20 protein-coding genes and 1 pseudogene are annotated in these 18,578 nt (G+C 48.4%); 7 read left to right on the top strand and 14 right to left on the bottom strand.

What is annotated here, in order from left to right; genetic code table 11:
• Positions 1 to 100: 100 nt before the first annotated feature.
• Entirely contained in the window at positions 101 to 1,204 is a 1,104-nt protein-coding gene (locus tag KME11_08060; GenBank protein ID MBW4515164.1) for a metallophosphoesterase, read from the bottom strand.
• A gap of 103 nt (positions 1,205 to 1,307) precedes the next feature.
• Between KME11_08060 and trmB the strand changes: the two genes are divergently transcribed.
• Positions 1,308 to 1,991, top strand: a complete 684-nt coding sequence (gene trmB / locus KME11_08055) for a tRNA (guanosine(46)-N7)-methyltransferase TrmB (protein ID MBW4515163.1) — start codon at positions 1,308 to 1,310, stop codon at positions 1,989 to 1,991.
• Here the strand turns inward: trmB and KME11_08050 are convergent.
• Complete coding sequence (locus KME11_08050) at positions 1,958 to 3,451, bottom strand: phospholipid carrier-dependent glycosyltransferase (protein MBW4515162.1); 1,494 nt, start codon at positions 3,449 to 3,451, stop codon at positions 1,958 to 1,960. The two genes, trmB and KME11_08050, sit on opposite strands and share 34 nt — an antisense overlap.
• 334 nt (positions 3,452 to 3,785) lie before the next feature.
• Between KME11_08050 and KME11_08045 the strand changes: the two genes are divergently transcribed.
• The gene (locus KME11_08045; protein ID MBW4515161.1) at positions 3,786 to 4,484 is read left to right on the top strand and encodes a glycerophosphodiester phosphodiesterase; all 699 of its coding nucleotides are present in this window, start codon (positions 3,786 to 3,788) and stop codon (positions 4,482 to 4,484) included.
• 125 nt (positions 4,485 to 4,609) lie between these two features.
• Here the strand turns inward: KME11_08045 and aqpZ are convergent, their stop codons facing one another.
• A complete protein-coding gene (gene aqpZ, locus KME11_08040) occupies positions 4,610 to 5,362 on the bottom strand; it encodes an aquaporin Z (GenBank protein ID MBW4515160.1) in 753 nt (250 codons plus the stop codon).
• 467 nt (positions 5,363 to 5,829) lie between these two features.
• Positions 5,830 to 6,531, bottom strand: coding sequence for a ribulose-phosphate 3-epimerase (locus KME11_08035; GenBank protein ID MBW4515159.1), 702 nt, complete (start codon positions 6,529 to 6,531; stop codon positions 5,830 to 5,832).
• Between the two features lie 251 nt (positions 6,532 to 6,782).
• Between KME11_08035 and KME11_08030 the strand changes: the two genes are divergently transcribed.
• Positions 6,783 to 8,414, top strand: a complete 1,632-nt coding sequence (locus tag KME11_08030; protein MBW4515158.1) for a S8 family serine peptidase — start codon at positions 6,783 to 6,785, stop codon at positions 8,412 to 8,414.
• 148 nt (positions 8,415 to 8,562) lie between these two features.
• Here the strand turns inward: KME11_08030 and KME11_08025 are convergent, their stop codons facing one another.
• From KME11_08025 to KME11_08005, 5 genes and pseudogenes are all read right to left on the bottom strand, one after another.
• Positions 8,563 to 8,865, bottom strand: coding sequence for a hypothetical protein (locus tag KME11_08025; protein MBW4515157.1), 303 nt, complete (start codon positions 8,863 to 8,865; stop codon positions 8,563 to 8,565).
• A pseudogene (locus KME11_08020) lies at positions 8,849 to 9,129 on the bottom strand (BrnT family toxin). Before KME11_08020 ends, KME11_08025 begins: the two are co-directional and overlap by 17 nt.
• A 186-nt stretch (positions 9,130 to 9,315) precedes the next feature.
• Positions 9,316 to 9,507, bottom strand: a complete 192-nt coding sequence (locus tag KME11_08015; protein MBW4515156.1) for a hypothetical protein — start codon at positions 9,505 to 9,507, stop codon at positions 9,316 to 9,318.
• 24 nt (positions 9,508 to 9,531) lie between these two features.
• Positions 9,532 to 9,708 (bottom strand): hypothetical protein, encoded by a 177-nt coding sequence (locus KME11_08010; protein MBW4515155.1) that lies wholly within the window; start codon positions 9,706 to 9,708, stop codon positions 9,532 to 9,534.
• Positions 9,705 to 9,953, bottom strand: coding sequence for a hypothetical protein (locus KME11_08005; protein ID MBW4515154.1), 249 nt, complete (start codon positions 9,951 to 9,953; stop codon positions 9,705 to 9,707). Before KME11_08005 ends, KME11_08010 begins: the two co-directional genes overlap by 4 nt.
• An 87-nt stretch (positions 9,954 to 10,040) precedes the next feature.
• Between KME11_08005 and KME11_08000 the strand changes: the two genes are divergently transcribed.
• The gene (locus KME11_08000; GenBank protein MBW4515153.1) at positions 10,041 to 10,433 is read left to right on the top strand and encodes a hypothetical protein; all 393 of its coding nucleotides are present in this window, start codon (positions 10,041 to 10,043) and stop codon (positions 10,431 to 10,433) included.
• Here the strand turns inward: KME11_08000 and KME11_07995 are convergent.
• The 3 genes from KME11_07995 to KME11_07985 all read right to left on the bottom strand — a co-directional run bounded on the left by KME11_07995 (position 10,430) and on the right by KME11_07985 (position 14,736).
• Complete coding sequence (locus KME11_07995) at positions 10,430 to 10,630, bottom strand: hypothetical protein (GenBank protein ID MBW4515152.1); 201 nt, start codon at positions 10,628 to 10,630, stop codon at positions 10,430 to 10,432. The genes KME11_08000 and KME11_07995 overlap by 4 nt on opposite strands.
• A gap of 381 nt (positions 10,631 to 11,011) precedes the next feature.
• The gene (locus tag KME11_07990; protein ID MBW4515151.1) at positions 11,012 to 14,281 is read right to left on the bottom strand and encodes a tetratricopeptide repeat protein; all 3,270 of its coding nucleotides are present in this window, start codon (positions 14,279 to 14,281) and stop codon (positions 11,012 to 11,014) included.
• An 83-nt stretch (positions 14,282 to 14,364) separates the two neighbouring features.
• On the bottom strand, positions 14,365 to 14,736 hold the full coding sequence (locus tag KME11_07985) for a hypothetical protein (GenBank protein MBW4515150.1): 372 nt from the start codon (positions 14,734 to 14,736) through the stop codon (positions 14,365 to 14,367).
• Between the two features lie 34 nt (positions 14,737 to 14,770).
• On the opposite strand from KME11_07985, the gene KME11_07980 reads away from it, so the two are divergent.
• Positions 14,771 to 14,953 carry a hypothetical protein gene (locus KME11_07980; GenBank protein ID MBW4515149.1) on the top strand — a complete coding sequence of 61 codons (183 nt, stop codon included), beginning with the start codon at positions 14,771 to 14,773 and terminating at the stop codon, positions 14,951 to 14,953.
• Between the two features lie 133 nt (positions 14,954 to 15,086).
• On the opposite strand, the gene KME11_07975 is transcribed toward KME11_07980, so the two are convergent.
• Both KME11_07975 and KME11_07970 read right to left on the bottom strand, forming a co-directional pair.
• Positions 15,087 to 15,674 carry a Uma2 family endonuclease gene (locus tag KME11_07975; protein ID MBW4515148.1) on the bottom strand — a complete coding sequence of 196 codons (588 nt, stop codon included), beginning with the start codon at positions 15,672 to 15,674 and terminating at the stop codon, positions 15,087 to 15,089.
• Positions 15,674 to 16,894, bottom strand: coding sequence for an amidohydrolase (locus KME11_07970; GenBank protein MBW4515147.1), 1,221 nt, complete (start codon positions 16,892 to 16,894; stop codon positions 15,674 to 15,676). The genes KME11_07975 and KME11_07970 overlap by 1 nt, the downstream gene beginning before the upstream one ends.
• 112 nt (positions 16,895 to 17,006) lie before the next feature.
• On the opposite strand from KME11_07970, the gene KME11_07965 reads away from it, so the two are divergent.
• Both KME11_07965 and KME11_07960 read left to right on the top strand, forming a co-directional pair.
• Positions 17,007 to 17,585 carry a GNAT family N-acetyltransferase gene (locus tag KME11_07965; protein ID MBW4515146.1) on the top strand — a complete coding sequence of 193 codons (579 nt, stop codon included), beginning with the start codon at positions 17,007 to 17,009 and terminating at the stop codon, positions 17,583 to 17,585.
• Between the two features lie 84 nt (positions 17,586 to 17,669).
• Complete coding sequence (locus tag KME11_07960) at positions 17,670 to 18,566, top strand: hypothetical protein (GenBank protein ID MBW4515145.1); 897 nt, start codon at positions 17,670 to 17,672, stop codon at positions 18,564 to 18,566.
• Positions 18,567 to 18,578 lie beyond the last annotated feature (12 nt).

Below are 18,578 nucleotides of genomic sequence, written 5' to 3'. Positions count from 1 at the left end.
TTACGTGGGTGACCTTAGGTTTTCACAGTCTATAACTATACTGACTTTAGGCGATCGCTGTCAATTTATGTTTGTGATCTGTTGACTCGATTCTAACAAGCTATAGAAATATAACAGTGGAGTTGTCAATTAGTCGAGGGTTGCCCTCTTGATCGATCGCACTAAAGCGAGCCAGATATTGATTGATGGGATCAGGAAACTGAGGAAAGCTGAAGGTGGAATCGCCATTGGCGATCGCTGCCCAAAAGTATCTGAGATCTGGAACTAGGTTGGCGGCGGCGGCAGGCGTAAGGTTGAGCGGTGGCTGGGTGAGGAGCTTGGTCATAAAGGGCTGAGAACGATCGCCCATCCATTCTTTAGAAAAGTGCTGTAAATCCTCCCAGCCTGGCAGATGGGTAACCCGCCCCGACTCAACTTTAAGTTGGCGATCGCCCTGTTCATTTTGCCGAAGCTCCAAAATTCGGTACGGATGAGGATAGCTGACGAGCGATCCCGTCGTAACTTCAGAGATCCCCTGATGCTGAGCAATATCTTGGATATGTAAATGCCCTGTGAATAGAAGCTGCACGCCTGACTGCTGAAGAATCTCCAGCAACTCAGAGGCGTTTTGTAGCATATAGCGTCTTCCCATAGGACTGAGCATCTGTCCTGGCAAATGTTCTACGACATTATGATGAATCATCACTAAAACCATTTCGCCAACTGTATCTGCTAGCGTCTTTCGCAGCCAATCCAGTTGTTCAGCATCAATGCGACCCATGCTAATTTGTTTACCTTGATCGTCAAAAAAAATGGAGTTTAATCCAATCAGCCGTACTCCTGGCAGAAGGGCTTGACTATAGTAGAGGCGGTTTTCGGCATAACCAAATTTTTGATAGTATCCAGCAAACTCTGCTGCTCCAATAGAGCGATCGGTAGCAGATTGTTCAACTAGATCATGGTTGCCAGGAATAACGTAGGCTGGATAGGGCAATTTTGAGAGGCGATCGGCTAGCCAACGATGGTTTTCCGGTTCACCGTGTTGCGTCAGGTCACCCGGAATCAGCAGAAAGTCGAGGTTGAGTTGTTCGAGTTTTGCCAGGACAAATTCTAATGCCAGAATGCTGACTTCAACCAGGTGAAAGCGTTCAGGATGTTCCCAAATGGTTTGAGGAAGAGCAACATGAAGATCGCTAATAATAGCAAAGCGGAAGTTTAGGTTCATAGGGCGAAAACAGGATTTGGGGATCGTCCTTTTCCTCTACCGTACACTTTGTATAGAATATTCGTTTTTAAGATTCACTTGATATCCCTGAGGAGTCATTCCCTTGTCAATTGTCCGGGTTCGTCAGCACGTTAATCCTTTAAGCGGGAAATATAAACAGCCTGTTGCTCCGCCAAATTGGACTCAAGTTTATGCCAAACAGCAGCCCTTGCATTTAGACATCGGCTGTGCGCGGGGAAACTTTATGTTGGTGATGGCACAGCAGCAACCAGAGTGGAATTTTTTGGGAATAGAAATTCGGGAAACGCTGGTGAATCAGGCAAATGCAGTGCGGGCAGAATTAGGCTTGACTAATTTGCATTTTCTTTTTTGCAATGCCAACAATTCTTTGCAGCCGTTACTAGAGTCTTTACCGCCTAGTGCGCTCCATTGCACCACCATCCAATTCCCTGATCCTTGGTTTAAAAAACGACACCAGAAGCGGCGGGTTGTGCAGCCGCAAGTGGTGGAAATATTGGCACAATATTTGGTTCCAGGAGGAAGGGTGATGCTTCAGTCGGATGTGGAGGACGTGGAGGTTGATATGTGCGATCGCTTTCAAGCCCATCCTGCTTTCGTTCGTACAGAGTTAACCTGGCTTGCGACTAATCCCTTCCCTGTGCCCACCGAGCGCGAGCAATTCACTTTAGATAAAGGAGAGCCTGTTTATCGGGCAGTCTTTGAAAAGATAGCTGATTTCCAAACAGAATTAGGTCATACCCATGAAGTCAGCCAGCGACGAATTTGAATTTCCATCGGTGAGAGCGGTAGCCCTAAGTAAAGCGGCATCCAAAAAATGAAGGCGATCAGAATCAGACAAATGACTGTTGTTGCCGTCATGTTGCGCCAGCTTTGAGAGCTTTGTAGCCAATGATCGACGAGGAGAGCGATCGCCAACACCGCAAAAATCAAGGATTCCATGTAGTGGTACAGGAATAAGCAGCGAGTGACCCGCACCCAAGGCAACAAGTTTGCTGCCCAGTTGGTGAGCAAATAAATGATTGCCCAACCTCTTATGCCTAACTGGGGTAAAGTTCTAAGTGCGCTTGATGAAGCGTTCTGCCATGCGATTAATCCTAGCCAAAATCGCTGCACCATCAGCGCCAAACAAACCGCGATCGCTGCTGTTGACAGCCACCACAGAAACGGGTTACCCATAGCATGAACATCGTAGATGACCTGAGCACCTGTGCTGGGAGATTTGACTATCTGATAAAAATAGGCGATCGGGCGTAGCATGAGAGGCCAGGTGTACCAATATGAGCAATAAGGGTGTGCAGTCAGCCCGCCGACTCGTTCGTGGTAATCCAAGGTCTGGCGCTGGAGATCCCAAAACCCAGTGCTAGGATCAATTTGAATGTAGGGAATCCAGCTTATATAGTAGATTAGGGCTGGGATCAACGCGAAGTTGATGAGGACATGTCCTAGATGAATTTGGGAGAGATTTTCTAAGGGAGAGGGGTCGGCGAGAGACCGAACCTTTTTAGAAATCTCGTGGCGATCGCCATTCTCCTTTGCTCTCCAAAATGAGCCGAACCAATGCAAGATCCAACCGATCGCCCAAACTCCATAGGCACCGAGCAAAAAGCCTAGCCCGTTCCATTTAATCGCTGTTGCCGCTCCAAAACCTGCCCCCGACACAGCCAGCCAGCCCCAGCGTTGCCAAGATTGAGCCCGTAGTGCCAGCAGAAAACAGAGTTGCCCCAACAACCCGAAGGTAATTAGGTAAATATTATTGAGGGCATAGCGCGACTCGACGAGGAAAAGTCCGTCGGCAGCGATGAAGAGGGCAGCCAGGAGAGCAAACCGATGGCGGTGAGTCAGTTGATAGGCGATCGCCCCTACCCATAACGGGATAAAGGCACCCGTTAATGCATTCAACCAACGATAGCTAAATGGAGAGAGCAGCAAGCCCGCCAACTCATTTTTGACAGTACCCCACTGCATTTTCTCGCTTGCCCAAATGCCAAAGGCAATGATGTAACTGCTAAGTGGAGGATGTCCGGTAAAAATGTTTTCTCGCTTGAGAAAATTACTAGCAAATTTGGCATAGTAAACCTCATCAAAAACCAGAGCATTAAAACGCTCCAGCCCCCAAAATCGCAGCGCAAGGGAAATAAAAAGCACTCCAGCCATACCCAACCAGAACCAGGTTTGGAGGGGGCTAAAGTGTTTTACTGTTTGAGTTTTAGGAACAATGGACGGCATGGCATTGATAAATTTCTACTTTGCCTAGTCTAATGCTGTACCTGCTCCACATTCACATTAGGATGCCAAGCATCCCTATTAAAAGATGAGCGATCGCAGCATTTGTATCTATTTCATAGCCTTGCTCTAATCTTTGATTAATGGGGTTATTCCGTTGCCATGGTTCAAGATTGGAACGCCAGACACCCTGACAATATTTCTGAAGGAACGAGCAAAAATCATGTTAGGAATTTGCTGGGGCGATTAGATTTACGCGATCGCACTCAATCTATAATTTTTGCTCAGCCTATTTTATCCCTCTTGGACAAAAATAAATGAAACTGGATGAAAGACGATGAAAGTCCCGCTAATGATTGCCCATCGGGGTGGCTCAAGCCTTGCGCGTGAAAATACCATTGCTGCTTTCGAGGAAGCGATCGCCCTACAAGCCGATCTAGTTGAACTGGATGTCAGATCGACCAAAGATGGCATTTTGATCATTCATCACGATGCAGCGATTCAACAGCAGCCCATTGAAGCTTTGACATGCGCAGAAGTTCACTACCTTGATTCGGATGTGCCAACCCTCGAAGAAGCGATCACTTGCTGTAAAGGGCGAATTGGGCTAGATGTCGAGATTAAAGAACCAGGGTATGAAGCAGAAGTGGTACAACAACTCCAGCGTCACCTTTCGGGGCATGAGTTTGTGATTACATCTTTTTATCTAGGTGTCATTCGAGCCGTTAAAGAGAGCAGTTCTTTGAAAGTTTCTATCGGATTTTTAATAGATCATCAAGCATTATTGGATCTAGCAGAAGAAGAATTTTTAGGTCAGTATCTTCAGGCAATGGGCGTAGCCTTTGTGGCACCTAGTTGGCAAATTGTAGATTCACTAGTGCTAAGCAAAATTATTCCAGCACAGATGCCGTTTTGGGTCTGGACAGTGAATGATGCTGAGACGATGCAGAAACTTTTGAAGAATGAGCGCGTAGAGGCGATCGTTACCGATCAGCCCAAACTAGGACTTCAGTTGCGGGCAGATAGCACCCTCTAAAAAACGTCTCCAGTTTCACAGAAACTTGGAGACGCTTGCAAAAGATTCTGGTGAGTCGGGCTTCTAATTGAAGAAGCTTGTTGAAGAAGCTTGGACTGACTCATTGAGATCTAGTAGTAAGTGGGTTAGACAGGCTCACGGTAACTTTCAGCTTCACTCATGGGAGACTCGTCAAAAATTGAGGAATAAACAAAGCCTGCAATTAGCGCGCCTACAATGGGAGCCAACCAAAAGAGCCAAACTTGACTAAACAGTTCTACACCTGCAAATAGGGCAGGGCCAGTGCTGCGCGCCGGGTTAACCGAGGTATTGGTAACGGGGATACTAATTAAGTGAATTAGGGTTAGCGCTAAACCAATGGCGACTGGAGCAAGACCTTGAGGCGCACGGCGATCGGTGGCACCGAGGATGATGAGCAAGAATCCAAAGGTGAGTAAGACTTCAATGAGGAAGCAAGACAAGAGAGAGTAGCCGCCAGGAGAATGTGCGCCAAAGCCATTGGTGGCTAAGGGGTTAGAACCTGTCAATGCGAATCCTTCTTTGCCACTAGCAATGAGATAGAGCGTGCCTGCCGCGGCGATCGCTCCTAACACCTGCGCCGCGATATAAGGCAACAATTCAGAAGCGGGAAATCGTTTTGCTGCCCAAAGACCAAAGGAAACCGCAGGATTCAAATGACATCCTGAAATATGCCCGATCGCATATGCCATAGTCAGCACAGTTAAGCCAAAAGCCAGGGAGACTCCAACAAAACCGATTCCTAAAGGATATTGGTTATCTCCAGTAAAAACGGCTGCCAGGACGGCACTTCCACAACCCCCAAAGACTAACCAAAATGTGCCGATGAATTCGGCAATGCATCGCTTCATGATTGACATATCAAAAATCTCCTTACTTTTAAGACAGGGAATATTGCTGAGGCTTATTTATTTGCGGTAGCTTGTGTCCACTAGACTCAGTGCATTTAGATAGGACAATTGCGTGATCGCACTAGTCTGGTACCGTAAACTGTCTGTTATGGTACGACTTAAATCAGCAATTTCACAAGTTTTTTGATTAAATAATCTGTTAGCTATAAAACCACCCTGTCAATTAAAACCGAAAGGGCATTGACTGACAGGGCAGGGTGAAAATCTGATTCCTACCCTCGCAGGGAAGGGGCTAGGGGTTAGGTCAAGTTAGCAACGCAGTGAGATAGCTCTAACCAATCTCTCTGGAGGAAAGGGGCTTTGATTTAGATTCAGACTTTCATCCAGCAACGCCAAAAAGTGGGAGAACAGTTAGCCATTCCCCCACTTTTACTTTCTCTTTTTATAAGATCGCTAAGATTCTGACCCGTTGAGGGCTAAACTCTGGCTAACTCAGGCTCAGGACGCTTACTGTTGCGAATACCCGCGATCGCCTCAGCGTAGTCGTTTGCCCCAAACACCGCCGAACCCGCCACGATCGCATTGGCTCCTGCCTCTAAAACCTGCCAAGTATTATTGCCCTTCAAACCCCCATCAACCTCAATCCAAGGATCGAGACCCCGCTCATCACACATTTCGCGCAGCTGGCGAATTTTTGGAATGACACCTGGGATAAAGCTTTGTCCACCAAAGCCAGGATTGACGCTCATGATCAGCACCAAATCGCAGAGATCTAAGACATACTCAATCAACTCCAATGGCGTGGAAGGATTGAGAACAACGCCTGCCTTTTTGCCCAATTCCCGAATTTGACCCAGAGTACGGTGCAAGTGAGGCGATGCATTGTGCTCGGCATGAACAGAGATAATATCAGCGCCTGCCTTGGCAAAATCTGCAACGTATTTTTCGGGTTCCACAATCATTAAGTGAACGTCGATCGTTTTTTGAGTGTAAGGGCGAATGGCGTTGACGATTAGTGGACCAATCGTAATGTTAGGAACGAATCGCCCATCCATTACATCGACGTGAATCCAATCGGCTCCAGCTTCGTCGATCGCCTTAATTTCTTCGCCTAAGCGACTAAAATCTGCCGACAGGATGGACGGAGCGATCATCACGGGCTTGCGAGATAGGGTCATAGGGCTGATTCTCCTGGATGCTTATCGGTGCTTGACTCTGGTATCTAGTGTAACAAAACGTTATCCTTTGCCTTGATCTTTCTCATAAAAAACGGAGGCAAATGCGGCAATGAGTCAAAAATTCACAATGACCCTTCACAATAACCCTAAAGATCTCTAGAGTTTTTAGAGTTAATGCGCTGTTCTAACTATCTTAATTATCATGGTTGTCATGACTTTCTGTAGAGGAATCGCTTGTGGCTCAGCAAAAGATGGTGAAACGATTAATGGGGTTACTGGGCGGTTTTGCCTTTTGCTTGACTGCCCCTGCTGTAGCGCGATCGCTAGTTTCCTCTATTGGTGAAGCCGGAATTAATGCAGGAGTATTGCACATCGCTCCTTATGATTTGACCGGACGCAAAATTGCGATCGGGCAGGTTGAAATTGGTCGTCCAGCTTTGTTTGGCATCGACAAAATAGCGTCGAATAACCGCTCTGTGCGTCCAGGCAGATTGTTCTTTAGAGATGCACCTGCGACGGCTGACGAATATGTAGAAGATCACTCTGCCAGCGTTGCGAGCGTGATGGTAAGTCAGGATAAAAGGGTGACAGGCGTTGCTCCCAACGCCAAGCTCTATGCTGCTGCTGCTGGGTTTGAGCAACAGTCGAGAATACAGCAGCCCCAAGAATGTCTTGCGGCACAAACTGTAGCGCTGCAAAATGGCGGTGATGTCAGAGCAATCAATTTTAGCTTTGGTGAATCACTAGAACGCGATCCTCGGGAAAAAGCAGTATTGGATGGTAATGCGTTATTAACGCAGTGCATTGATTGGTCGGCAAAGGCTCACAACACGCTTTACGTCATTGCTGGAAACCAGGGAAGGGGCGGCATTCCGATTCCTACCGACAACTATAACGGCATGATTGTGGCAAATTCTATGCTGCGCGGCGGTGTCTTTCGTAAGGTGAACTTTTTTAGCTTGGGCAGTAATCCTAGCATGGTCATTGGTCGTGACCCAGCCCTTGAGAGCAACGAGGGCGATCGCCGTTCGGTCAGCTTGGTGGCACCGGGCGATCGGCTGCAAACAATTGCGCCCGACGGCACCCTGACAGCACCCGAAACTGGCACCAGCTTTGCCGCTCCCCATGTTGCTGCAACGGTGGCGCTTATGCAAGAGTACGGCGATACCCAGATTCGCAAGGCGCTGAAGGAAAAGCCGCCTGTTTCTCACTGGGGACTTGATGCACGGCAGCATGAAGTAATGAAGGCGGTGTTGATGAACTCGGCGGATAAACTGAAGGACAAAGGCGATGGAATGCTATTGGGCATGACGCGGACGCTGTTAGATTTGGGCGAAAAGACTTGGAAAGATTCGGATGCCTACAGCGATCGCGCCCTTCCTTTAGACTCTGAAATGGGTACCGGGCACCTTCACGCCTTCCGAGCCTACGAACAATTTAGTCCGGGGCAATGGAGTCCTGATGCACCTGTCCCGGCGATCGCTTGGGACTATAACAGCGTCGGCGCTAAGCGATCGGATGCGCCCCGTTATCGTGATTACGTGATTGATCAGACTTTACCTGCTGGCAGCTTTGTCTCCGCGACTCTGGCTTGGGATCGGGCTGTGGCGTTGCAAGATGCGAACGGTAACGAACAGTACGACATGGGCGAAACGTTTACAGATAGCGGACTGAATAACTTGGATATTTATCTCATGCGGGCGGAGGATAGCAATACGAAAAAGAGCATTTGGTCTTCGGTCAGTGAGGTCGATAGCGTAGAGCATATTTTTCATCCGGTGCCAACAGCGGGGCAGTACAAAATTCGGGTGGTTTACCGCGATCGCGTTAATGAGCCAATGCAGTCCTATGCCCTAGCTTGGTGGGCAGCTGGGGCGAAGTAGCTTTACGCTGCTAGCTTTCATTTGGATACGAACGGATAAGAATGACACAAATGGCAGTTAATATCAGTTGCTTTTGTTCCAGCGCTACTCGATCGCACTCTCAACGTTAGACATTGCATTGTGAATGAAGGCGGCTGCTTTTGGAAGCTTAAGCGGTTTGAGGCATCAAGTTTTCTTGAATGAGCAGAGTAATGTGGTGTTCTCCGGGCGTGATGTCTGGGGGAAGTTGCAGAGTTACTTTGCCATCAGGTGCAACTGTTGCAGTGACTTCGACAGTTTTAATTTGAACGATACGCGCTGCTTCGCAGATACCGTGAGGGTCGCCTTCTTTTGTCTCAATTTTAATATTTGCCTGGTTCAGTTGTGGGTAGGGGTTACCCCGAACTGCTTGGCTAAAGTCATACTCGTCTAGCATTTCGGTATCCAGGTTGGATTTAGTATCCTCGTTCATAGGTTCGCCTCTCTGATGGTGTTGCAGGTCGTGCACTAATAATCCGGATGGCGCTGCCGCGATCGCAATGAACAACTAGTACAGTCTATCAACAACGGAATATCCTAGAATCAGAAACCGGAGTTCGCCGAACGAATGCTGTGGATCGTCCATGATGAGACATTGAGGATCGTTAAAAACGGTAGTAGCTTCGGTAAACGAGATTCCATGTTTAATCAGGTTGCCTTGGGCTTTTTCTTCGTTCCATTCAAACCCCGAAATCATTTCTTCACTCCACCCCGATCGCCCGTCATCTTAGCAGGTTCAGCTTACCCTCGATCGCATCAGGCTTGAGGGCAACCCCTTGTGGGTATCTCGCAGAGCGCGGCTTCGTCGTTACTGCAAGGGTTGATTTCCTGTCTAGGTTGCAAAATAATTGGCGATCTTAAATGTTCTAAGTTTCCTGAGTTTTTATCGAATCATTTGCACCGCAATGGTTAGACTCAATCCTTCCCATGCTTGATCAGCGGTGACTACAGGAAGGTTAAATGTGATCGCTAAGGCTAAACAAGCGCGATCGCCCAACGACAAGCCCAAAGGTTTAGTCGTTGTCCATAAGCTCGCCGCAAGTTCTGCCTGTTCTGTTGTAAACGGCAAGATCATTAAACCAAGCTTCTGAAAATCTTCTCACATCCCTGTCGTGATTACTTTTTTGGCTAAGAGTTTTTGGATAACCTCAGACCAATTGACGCTGGATATACCTGCTCCCATTAGATAAGGTTCAACGGATGCACCACCGGGTTCACCGTTTAGCATTGCTAGTAGGGCTGAGGCATCTAAGATGCAGTGAACATTTTGAGTCACGCCTGCTCCTCTTTTGTTGCTGCCTCTCGACGCTCTGCGATGAGTTCATCGACAAGGCTAACTCCGGGTGGAATGGTTTGAAGACGAGCTTTTAGGCTGTTGAGGATTAAAGTTTGACTGGATGGCTCTAAATGATTTTCAGTCTGAGTGGTTTGGTGGAGCAACATCAATGCCTCTGCCAAACGAGTTTGTTCAACGGCGTTGAGTTGTTGCGCCAGGGTGAGAACGTCTTCGTAGGTTGGCATAATCTATTTTCCAAACGATCGCTAAACAATGAATAAAATCGACAGCTATTTCTTCTATTCTACCGATCGCTCAATCTATTCATATTTATGAATCTACGATCGCCTTTTGTATTCAAAATAAGGGCGATCGCTCTAACTGGGGTTCTTGGAATCTGCTTTTGGAGGGCGATCGGCTGTAAGAGGATGTCTGAGAAGTATCAAAGATTCTTACACTTGCCCCCTAAATCCCCCATTCTGGGGGACTTTGAAGGAGGACTGGTTCGGAAGTCCCCCAGAATGGGGGATTTAGGGGGCGGATCGTCGCATTGCATCGAGTCACAATGGCATTGTATCGAGTCACATTCGTCATCGTCAGTCACCCAATCGCAATGCATTGAGGAGCAATCCGATTGGGTGACGTTGCAATGCCAATGTAGAGAACGCGATCGCCTTTACAGGGACGACAACATCAATGCGATCGCCCCTGAAGCTTTGTCTTAGCGCACTAACACACTCATGTACTTGCCACTGGCAAATGGAGCAGGAACAATCGGCGTGAACTGGACGCGATCGCTAGCAATCTTCTTCACGTAGAACTCGTTGATTAAATGCGTCACTTGCTCCCGTGTGCCGACTATCCACACCTGCGCTTTGTCGCCGTGCGAAACGGGCAGCAGTTCGTTGAACTCTGTACTCATGCTATTTCCCTCGCTAATGTTGGGTTGAGATGAAAAGCTTAAGGCGTGGTATTCCTAGACCACTTGTTTAACATTAGCGAGGTGAAACGATAAAATCGCTACAGCCTAGCTTTCTGCCAATCCCAGAAAGTCAGGTTAGCTGGTTAGTTGTGTTGATACCACTTCTAGCCAGCGTCCTCACCTTAAGCCTGTCTACTGGTATCAAAAAACCAGTGTTGATTAGCATAAGGGCAAAGGCAGGATTAACACAAGTAGTTGCAAACAAATTTAGGCGTTGCTGAGGTGAAGTTGGCACAGCTAGAGACACTCTTCCCTCACCGCTCTGCTGAAAGAAATGAGCTTTGATGAAGTTCATCCTTTCATTCAGCAATGCCGACAATTTTACGGTGTTTGCAATTGCTGGAGCAGGAATTGGGTGAAGGGATGGTCGGAGAGTTGATCGCTCTGTCCCGCTTCGATCGCCCTTTTGAGGCAAGTATAAAAGTTATTAAGACCAGTTTTTGTGTTGGGATGATCCTCGCCTAAGCGCTGCCAGCAGATGATAATTGCTTGCGCGTACAAAGGTTCCGCCTCACTGTATCGTCCTTGCGACTTGTACAATACTGCCAAATTATTGAGACCTAATGCCGTATCAGGATGGTCTGCCCCTAACTGAGTCTCATAAATGTGGAGTGATCGCACATACAAGAGTTCTGCCTCGCTGTAGCGTCCTTGCAAGTCATATAACCCTGCCAAATTATTGAGACTTTGAGCCGTATCGGGATGGTTTGCCCCTAACTGGGTTTCACGAATGTGGAGCGATCGCACCAACAAGGGTTCCGCTTCACTGTATCGTCCTTGCGACTTGTATAATACTGGCAAATTATTGAGACCTAATGCCGTATCAGGATGGTTTGCCCCTAACTGGGTTTCACGAATGTGGAGCGATCGCACCAACAAGGGTTCCGCCTCGCTGTAACGTCCTTGCGAGTAATATAACCCTGCCAAATTATTGAGACTGGATGCCGTACCAGGATGGTCTGCCCCTAACTGGGTTTCATGGATGTGGAGCGATCGCACCAACAAGGGTTCTGCCTCGCTGTAGCGTCCTTGCGACTTGTATAACTCTGCCAAGTTATTGAGACTGGATGCCGTATTAGGATGGTCTGCCCCTAACTGGGTTTCACGAATGTGGAGCGATCGCATATACAAGGGTTCCGCCTCACTGTATCGTCCTTGCGACTTGTATAACTCTGCCAAGTTATTGAGACTGGATGCCGTATCAGGATGGTTTGCCCCTAACTGGGTTTCACGGATGTGGAGCGATCGCACATACAAGGGTTCCGCCTCACTGTAGCGTCCTTGCGAGTCATATAACAATGCCAAACTATTGAGATTGGATGCCGTATTGGGATGGTCTGCCCCTAACTGGGTTTCACAAATGTGGAGCGATCGCACATACAAGGGTTCCGCCTCACTGTAGCGTCCTTGCGAGTCATATAACAATGCCAAACTATTGAGACCTAATGCCGTATCAGGATGGTTTGCCCCTAACTGGGTTTCACGGATGTGGAGCGATCGCACCAACAAGGGTTCCGCCTCGCCGTAGCGTCCTTGCAAGTCATATAACCCTGCCAAATTATTGAGACCTAATGCCGTATCAGGATGGTCTGCCCCTAACTGGGTCTCATAAATGTGGAGCGATCGCACCAACAAGGATTCCGCCTCGCTGTAGCGTCCTTGCGATTCATATAACTCTGCCAAATTATTGAGACTTTGAGCCGTATCGGGATGGTTTGCCCCTAACTGGGTTTCACGAATGTGGAGCGATCGCACCAACAAGGGTTCCGCCTCGCCGTAGCGTCCTTGCGAGTAGTATAACCCTGCCAAATTATTGAGACTGGATGCCATGTTGGGATGGTCGTTGCCCAAACGGGCGTCGGCAACTTTGAGACAATCGGTATACCAAAATTCTGCGGCAGTGTAATCTACCTGTCCTTTGTAAAACCGGGCAATTCGGGTTGCAGGCGTAATCAAATCATCATTGCTCAACCAATTGGTGAGTGCAGTTGCGGCTTGTTTTAGATGGGGAATCACTGAGGTAAATTGGGCAATCATGCTGAGCGTTAGCGTTTGTGGAATTTGTTTGGCTTCTTTCACCATAATCTGACAAAATCGCTGCTTCCATTCATGGCTATTAGGCTGTTGCGTCAGCTTCTCAGCAAAAAACTCCCGAATCAAAGGATGCAGTTGATAAACACTCGGTGCTACCCGTTGCAGCAAATGCAGCCCCAACAACTCATCATCCCGCAACTCTTCCACTGCTTCTGCATCCGCTTCAGTCAAGCAATCCTCCACCCACCGCCATTCCAGCGGTGCCGCCGCAAACATACTCAGGCAAGCCGCTAACGCCTGAGCCTCAGCGCTTAAAGCCTCCCAACTCAACTCAAACGCCGCTTTCACGCCCCTCGTTGCCGTCATGCCCGCTTCCGGTTTAGTCAGGGCTGGCGCATCCAATCCCTTCGCCTGCAATCGCTGTTGCAGTTCCGCCACCGACAAATCCTGCTTGCGGGCTAAATATCGCCCCACCAACTCTAGCGCCAGAGGCAAATATCCTAACTGTTGGCAGAGGGCTTTTGCATTTTCTTCCTGTTCATCAATGCGAGTCCCCACCAGCGCCTTCAACAACGCCAACGCCGCACCCTCACTCAACACAGGCAACGACAACTTCTGCACCGACGCTCCCAAATCGCGGCGAGTCGTCAGTAACACCTGAAACCGAGGCTCATTAGGCGGCAAAAAGGGTTCAATGTCGGCGTATGCCTCCACATTGTCAAACACAATCAGCGTATTGCCCTGCCGCCAATGCTGCCAACACCACGCCAGTTGCGCCGGGGCTTCCAACCCTTCTGGTGGAGCCAGATCAAGCTTGGTACGGGCAAACAGCAGCAAATCTGAAAGCTCCTGTTGCGATCGCACCCAACACACTCCACCCGGATACGCCCCCGTTGCCCAAGAGAGCCAACCATAGTGCAACGCTAGCTCAGTTTTGCCAATGCCCCCCATCCCAGCGATCGCCGTAATCGCTACCGAAGCATGGTGCTGCAACTGGTCTTGAAGCTGATTCAGTTCCTCATCACGCCCCACAAACAGCGTTGCATTGCGGCGAGGCAGAGAATGGGCACCGCGAATCTGAGTTAGTAAGCTGCCCGGAATCGCTTCTTCTTCTGGAACGCCATCAGGCTTAATGCCCGTAATGCCCCAAATCATCCTGGGCATGGGATCGGGCTGACGAAAATCAACCCAGCCAAAATTTTTCAAGAAAAAGGGCAGATCACAATGCTGCGGCGCATCTGCCAAAAACACAGGCAAAATCTGCGGGCTACCGTGTTCTACAAAACGGGTCAAAAATGCGGGAATCTCTAGCTTTTGCCAGCGTCCTAACCCCTGTGCGCCGATAAAGATTGCTACCGTTTTGATGCGGGGTAAATATTGTTCTAAAATCTCAATCCAGGCTCGCCCTGGCGTTAGCTCTTGTTCATCCAGCCAAGACGTAAGGCTTTGAGCGTGCAACTGTTGGGCGATCGCTCTCATCTGCTCCTTGTCTACACTGTTATGACAGAGGAACACATCAAACGGTTGGAGCGCATCAGATTTAGAAAGGGCAACCATACAGATGAGCGGGGCGATTTTTCCCTTGATTATGGCATCATCGCCCCCAGCATTTGTCAAAACAGAGAATAGTTGCCTATCCTCTACGCGATCGCCGCCACCTTCTGCCGCACCGGACGCTTACGACTCGACTTTTTCTTATACCCGATCGCCTGCGACTCATCGCTATCCGAGCCAAACTGCCCGCGCACCGATTCCTTCATTGCCAGCACGCTGTTATGAAACTCCCACTCAGCTAACCGAGCCGCATCAGAAGCCGCCCGATAATGGGCAAGGGCTTCGGTTTCAAACTGCTGCTTTTCCATCATAGTTTGATGGGTTTGTTGCAGCCGCCGTGGATCTGCATCAGCGCGGGTTGGGGCATAGTTCACCACGGTGTTTAAACCGTTGAGTGAGTCAATGTCTTGATCAATCGTTGGACGACCTAAGCGGCGGTTGGTGTCTTGCAGAGGCATACGCATTCCTAATGGGTAAACGGACAGACTTAATGTGCCCAATGCTACTCTCTCTGTAACGGATTACAAAAGCAGTGTGGGCGATCGCATCGTTAATGTGAGGCATCGCACTATTAATGTGGAGGGTCGCACTATTAATGTGGACGCTCCTATTGTGATTGTGGGCGATCGCTTTCTTGGGAGTTGCGTGAAAATAAAACCCAGTGAGACGCATTGACTTTTCAGCCCCCTAAACCCCCCATTCTGGGGGACTTTGAAAGGTTCGGAAGTCCCCCAGAATGGGGGATTTAGGGGGCGGATCGGATAGCACAGACATCCTTAAGAGGCGATCGGGATTCATCAGAACCAACTTAGGATTCTGATGAATCATCACTAAACTCAACTTTGTCATACAGGTCAGCCAGCAAAATTTCACAAGGTACCGAAGCTAAAGACAGCACTTCACTCTCTGCTTCATACACAGCAAAAATCCATTTGTTTCCTTCAGTTCTGACGTATTGCTCTACATGAACCGAGTATTGATCTACCAAAATGTATTCTTGAAAACTGGGAATGGTGCGATATGCCGCAAATTTACCCACGCGATCGTAGCTTTGAGTTGATAAAGACAGAACTTCAGCAATTATGATAGGATTCGTGAGCGTGTCTCTACGTCCTTCTTGTAGTTCTAATGGGCTTGCAACCGCCATTACGTCAGGATAGGTATAGATTCGTCTTTGAGGAATCCATAAACGTTGGTCAGCCATAAAAGCTTGATAAGACCTACGTCTTAAAGCAAAATTCAATGCAGCATAAAGGTTGCCAGCAATCTGATTATGATTGGGTAGTCCGCCTGTCATTAGGATAATTTGTCCATCAATGTATTCATGGCGATCGCCCGAAGCCACTTCTAGCTCCAGGTATTCTTCAGGAGAGTAATAGAGTTGTTCTGCCTGCATCACATTGCTCCATTACAATACTTCTCTACACATCGCACAAAAATCTCTACACCGATGCCCAATGCCGTTTCGTCAAAATCAAAGCGAGGATGATGGTGAGGGAATGCCAGCCCTAAATCGGGGTTAGCCGAGCCTAGAAAGAAGTAACAACCAGGGACTTCTTGCAAGAAAAAAGACATATCTTCGCCGCCCATGGTTTGGCAATCTGGGACTACGCCTGCTGGGGTTTCAACAACGGTTTCGGCAACAGAACGAACGAGTTGGGCGATCGCGCGATCGTTCAACACAGGCGGATACAATGACCAGTAATCTAAGCTGTAACTCGCTCCCTGGCTCTGACAAACCCCGGCAATAATCTGTTCCATGCGCGTTTTGAAAAATCCATCTAAGCCTGGATCAAAGTACCGCACTGTGCCGCTCATTTTGGTAGTATCTGCAATGACGTTATGGGCGTGTCCTGCATGGAATTCGCCGACAGTCACTACGCCCGCTTGCAACGGATCAACATTCCGGGACATGATCGTTTGGAGTGCCATCACAACTTGTGCGCCTACTACGATGGAATCTACTGTCTGATGCGGCATCGCACCATGTCCGCCTTTACCCTGAATGGTGCAGTGAAATAATTCGACTGCTGCCATTAACGCCCCTTCCCGAACTCCAACGGTTCCCAACGGTAAGTTATTCCAAAGATGCAGCCCAATGATGGCATCGACTTGGGGATCCTTAAGAACCCCTGCTTCAATCATGGGCTTTGCCCCGCCAGGCCCTTCTTCGGCAGGTTGAAAGATGAACTTGACCGTGCCTGAAAAGATTTCGGGGTGTTGCGAAAGATAGTAGGCGGTGCCCAAAGCGATCGCCGTATGTCCATCATGTCCACAGGCGTGCATTTTGCCATGATTCTGCGATCGATAGGGCACCTGGTTTTCTTCTTGAATAGGCAGTGCGTCCATATCGGCTCGGATGGCTAGGGTTCGTCCCGGCTGATTGCCCGTGACTGTAGCAACAATGCCTGTTTGAGCGACTTCAGTTTGATGAGAAATACCCCATTGCGTCAACTTCTGGGTAATCAGATGGGCGGTCAGATGCTCCTTAAAACCTAGCTCAGGATGTTGATGTAAAATTCTCCGCCATTCCACCAATTGCGGCTGTAGAGCACGAATTCCCAAGCGGATTGGGGAGGCATCGGTAGAAAGAGAAGGGAGCGACGTGGAAACCATGGGGGAATTTTATCTTGTATTTCTAAATATCTTGAGCAAGATGTGGGCAGGATTATTCTAAATTAACGAATTTTGTTTTCCTTGACTGCGACGTGGGGTTGCCCTCCTTGATATGTCTGATTTACATGCTCCTGCTTATAGTACTCGTCCAGCGATCGCTTCAGATAGATGGCAGATTCAACGGCTTTTAAACAAGTTTGAGCAGGAGGCACCCTGGCGATCGCGGGGGTGGCATTCCCTGACACTAGGATTTTTGCTGGTATTAGGGATTAGCCTCAGCTTTTTATTAGGGCTGAAGTTTCTTCAAGGAATTGTGGGCTTGGCAACCTGCGGAATTACTTTTTCCTTTATAAAGATTGTTGTTTCTCAAGAGTGGAAGAAATTTTGGGTTATTGAGCAAGAAGGTCGTATTGTGGCTTGCGGGAAGCTATGTCGCTACGGTACCCATTCAGTGCTATATGATGTCCTCGTTTTGCCCCAGTATCGTCGTCAGGGTATGGGATCGGCGTTGGTCAAGCATCTGACGCAACAAGCATCTAAGCCGCTTTATTTGGCTTGTTGTCCTGACAAGATAGGGTTCTATACTCAGTTAGGATTCACTCACACGCGATCGTCCGAACTCTCCTTCATACTTCGGTATGAATTAGGGATCTCTATTTGCCCGGATGTTGTACCCCTAGTGCTGAGGTAGGATTTGGGAAATGTCTCAACACCCTCCTGAAATCTATCAATTCTTGAAACCTCTTTATAAAGTTAACTCTCCTTGTATCCTCCAATGACCGACCCAGCCAGAGATGCTGCCAGCGTTATCGATCTGTTAATTCGCTACAGCTTTGATCTAAGCGGGTACACAGTCGATCGCCTGGCTGAATACTGGCTTCAGCGTTACCCTTCAGATTGGATTCGCCTTGCTATTGTTGAAGCCCTCTACCAAGGACGCTACAAGGCAGTTTCAGTCGAACAAATTTTGAACTTATGGCAGCGGCGTGGCAAGCCCTTGCATCACTTTAGCCCCGATTTTGAGCGAATTATTACTCCGCGCCTGATCAAAGGTCGGGCAGGGCAACCAGAAGTCATTATTCTTCCAACCCCTTATGCACCGCCTGCTTTAAAGTTAGAACTCAATACACTAGAACTAGACTTGCTAGAACTCGATACCTTAGAACTAGAATTGCCCAAGCCTTTGATGATGCCTCGTCCTATGGGAGCAATTCAACCCTTGCCTGTATCAGGTATTCTTTTGCCTACAGACACGATGTTTCAGAGATTCTATGCACAGTTGGTAGCGTCTGGGTTACAGGAATTTACAGATGTTGAATCCACAGAGGCACCCCCTCATGGGCATCTCGAAGAAACTGCGCCCCTCCCAATAGACAGCGAACCAGAATTTCTTCCACCGTCGATCGCTGAACTCCAGGCGGAGACTGAGCCAACAGTGAGGGGACTGCCCATTCAGCCCTTTAAGCCTTCTAGTGATGAAACGTGGGTGGATTCGTTAGAGATTGTTCCTCAGGTAAAGGATGCAAGCAGTCCGCCAATTCATCAGTTTGTGCCCACTCTAGCGCCGTCAGAGTTTTACGCAAAGCTCAAAGCGATCGTACAAAATGCAGGTCGTTCAAGGTTTGCAAAGAATTCTGAGCCAACTCAACCTCCCAAACCTCCCAACCCTTGAGAGATTTATTGA

The organism is Timaviella obliquedivisa GSE-PSE-MK23-08B, assembly GCA_019358855.1.
Lineage (GTDB): Bacteria > Cyanobacteriota > Cyanobacteriia > Elainellales > Elainellaceae > Timaviella > Timaviella obliquedivisa.
Note: the sequence above shows the minus strand (reverse complement) of the source record. Positions and strands in the feature narration are given on the sequence as shown.

Bases quoted from the DNA above. Each gene is read 5' to 3' on its own strand.
- KME11_08060 (MBW4515164.1), bottom strand. From the start codon at position 1,204: ATGAACCTAAACTTCCGCTTTGCTATTATTAGCGATCTTCATGTTGCT.
- KME11_08050 (MBW4515162.1), bottom strand. From the start codon at position 3,451: ATGCCGTCCATTGTTCCTAAAACTCAAACAGTAAAACACTTTAGCCCC.
- KME11_08045 (MBW4515161.1), top strand. From the start codon at position 3,786: ATGAAAGTCCCGCTAATGATTGCCCATCGGGGTGGCTCAAGCCTTGCG.
- aqpZ (MBW4515160.1), bottom strand. From the start codon at position 5,362: ATGTCAATCATGAAGCGATGCATTGCCGAATTCATCGGCACATTTTGG.
- KME11_08035 (MBW4515159.1), bottom strand. From the start codon at position 6,531: ATGACCCTATCTCGCAAGCCCGTGATGATCGCTCCGTCCATCCTGTCG.
- KME11_08030 (MBW4515158.1), top strand. From the start codon at position 6,783: ATGGTGAAACGATTAATGGGGTTACTGGGCGGTTTTGCCTTTTGCTTG.
- KME11_08025 (MBW4515157.1), bottom strand. From the start codon at position 8,865: ATGAACGAGGATACTAAATCCAACCTGGATACCGAAATGCTAGACGAG.
- KME11_08015 (MBW4515156.1), bottom strand. From the start codon at position 9,507: ATGATCTTGCCGTTTACAACAGAACAGGCAGAACTTGCGGCGAGCTTA.
- KME11_08005 (MBW4515154.1), bottom strand. From the start codon at position 9,953: ATGCCAACCTACGAAGACGTTCTCACCCTGGCGCAACAACTCAACGCC.
- KME11_08000 (MBW4515153.1), top strand. From the start codon at position 10,041: ATGAATCTACGATCGCCTTTTGTATTCAAAATAAGGGCGATCGCTCTA.
- KME11_07995 (MBW4515152.1), bottom strand. From the start codon at position 10,630: ATGAGTACAGAGTTCAACGAACTGCTGCCCGTTTCGCACGGCGACAAA.
- KME11_07990 (MBW4515151.1), bottom strand. From the start codon at position 14,281: ATGGTTGCCCTTTCTAAATCTGATGCGCTCCAACCGTTTGATGTGTTC.
- KME11_07985 (MBW4515150.1), bottom strand. From the start codon at position 14,736: ATGCCTCTGCAAGACACCAACCGCCGCTTAGGTCGTCCAACGATTGAT.
- KME11_07975 (MBW4515148.1), bottom strand. From the start codon at position 15,674: ATGCAGGCAGAACAACTCTATTACTCTCCTGAAGAATACCTGGAGCTA.
- KME11_07970 (MBW4515147.1), bottom strand. From the start codon at position 16,894: ATGGTTTCCACGTCGCTCCCTTCTCTTTCTACCGATGCCTCCCCAATC.
- KME11_07965 (MBW4515146.1), top strand. From the start codon at position 17,007: ATGTCTGATTTACATGCTCCTGCTTATAGTACTCGTCCAGCGATCGCT.
- KME11_07960 (MBW4515145.1), top strand. From the start codon at position 17,670: ATGACCGACCCAGCCAGAGATGCTGCCAGCGTTATCGATCTGTTAATT.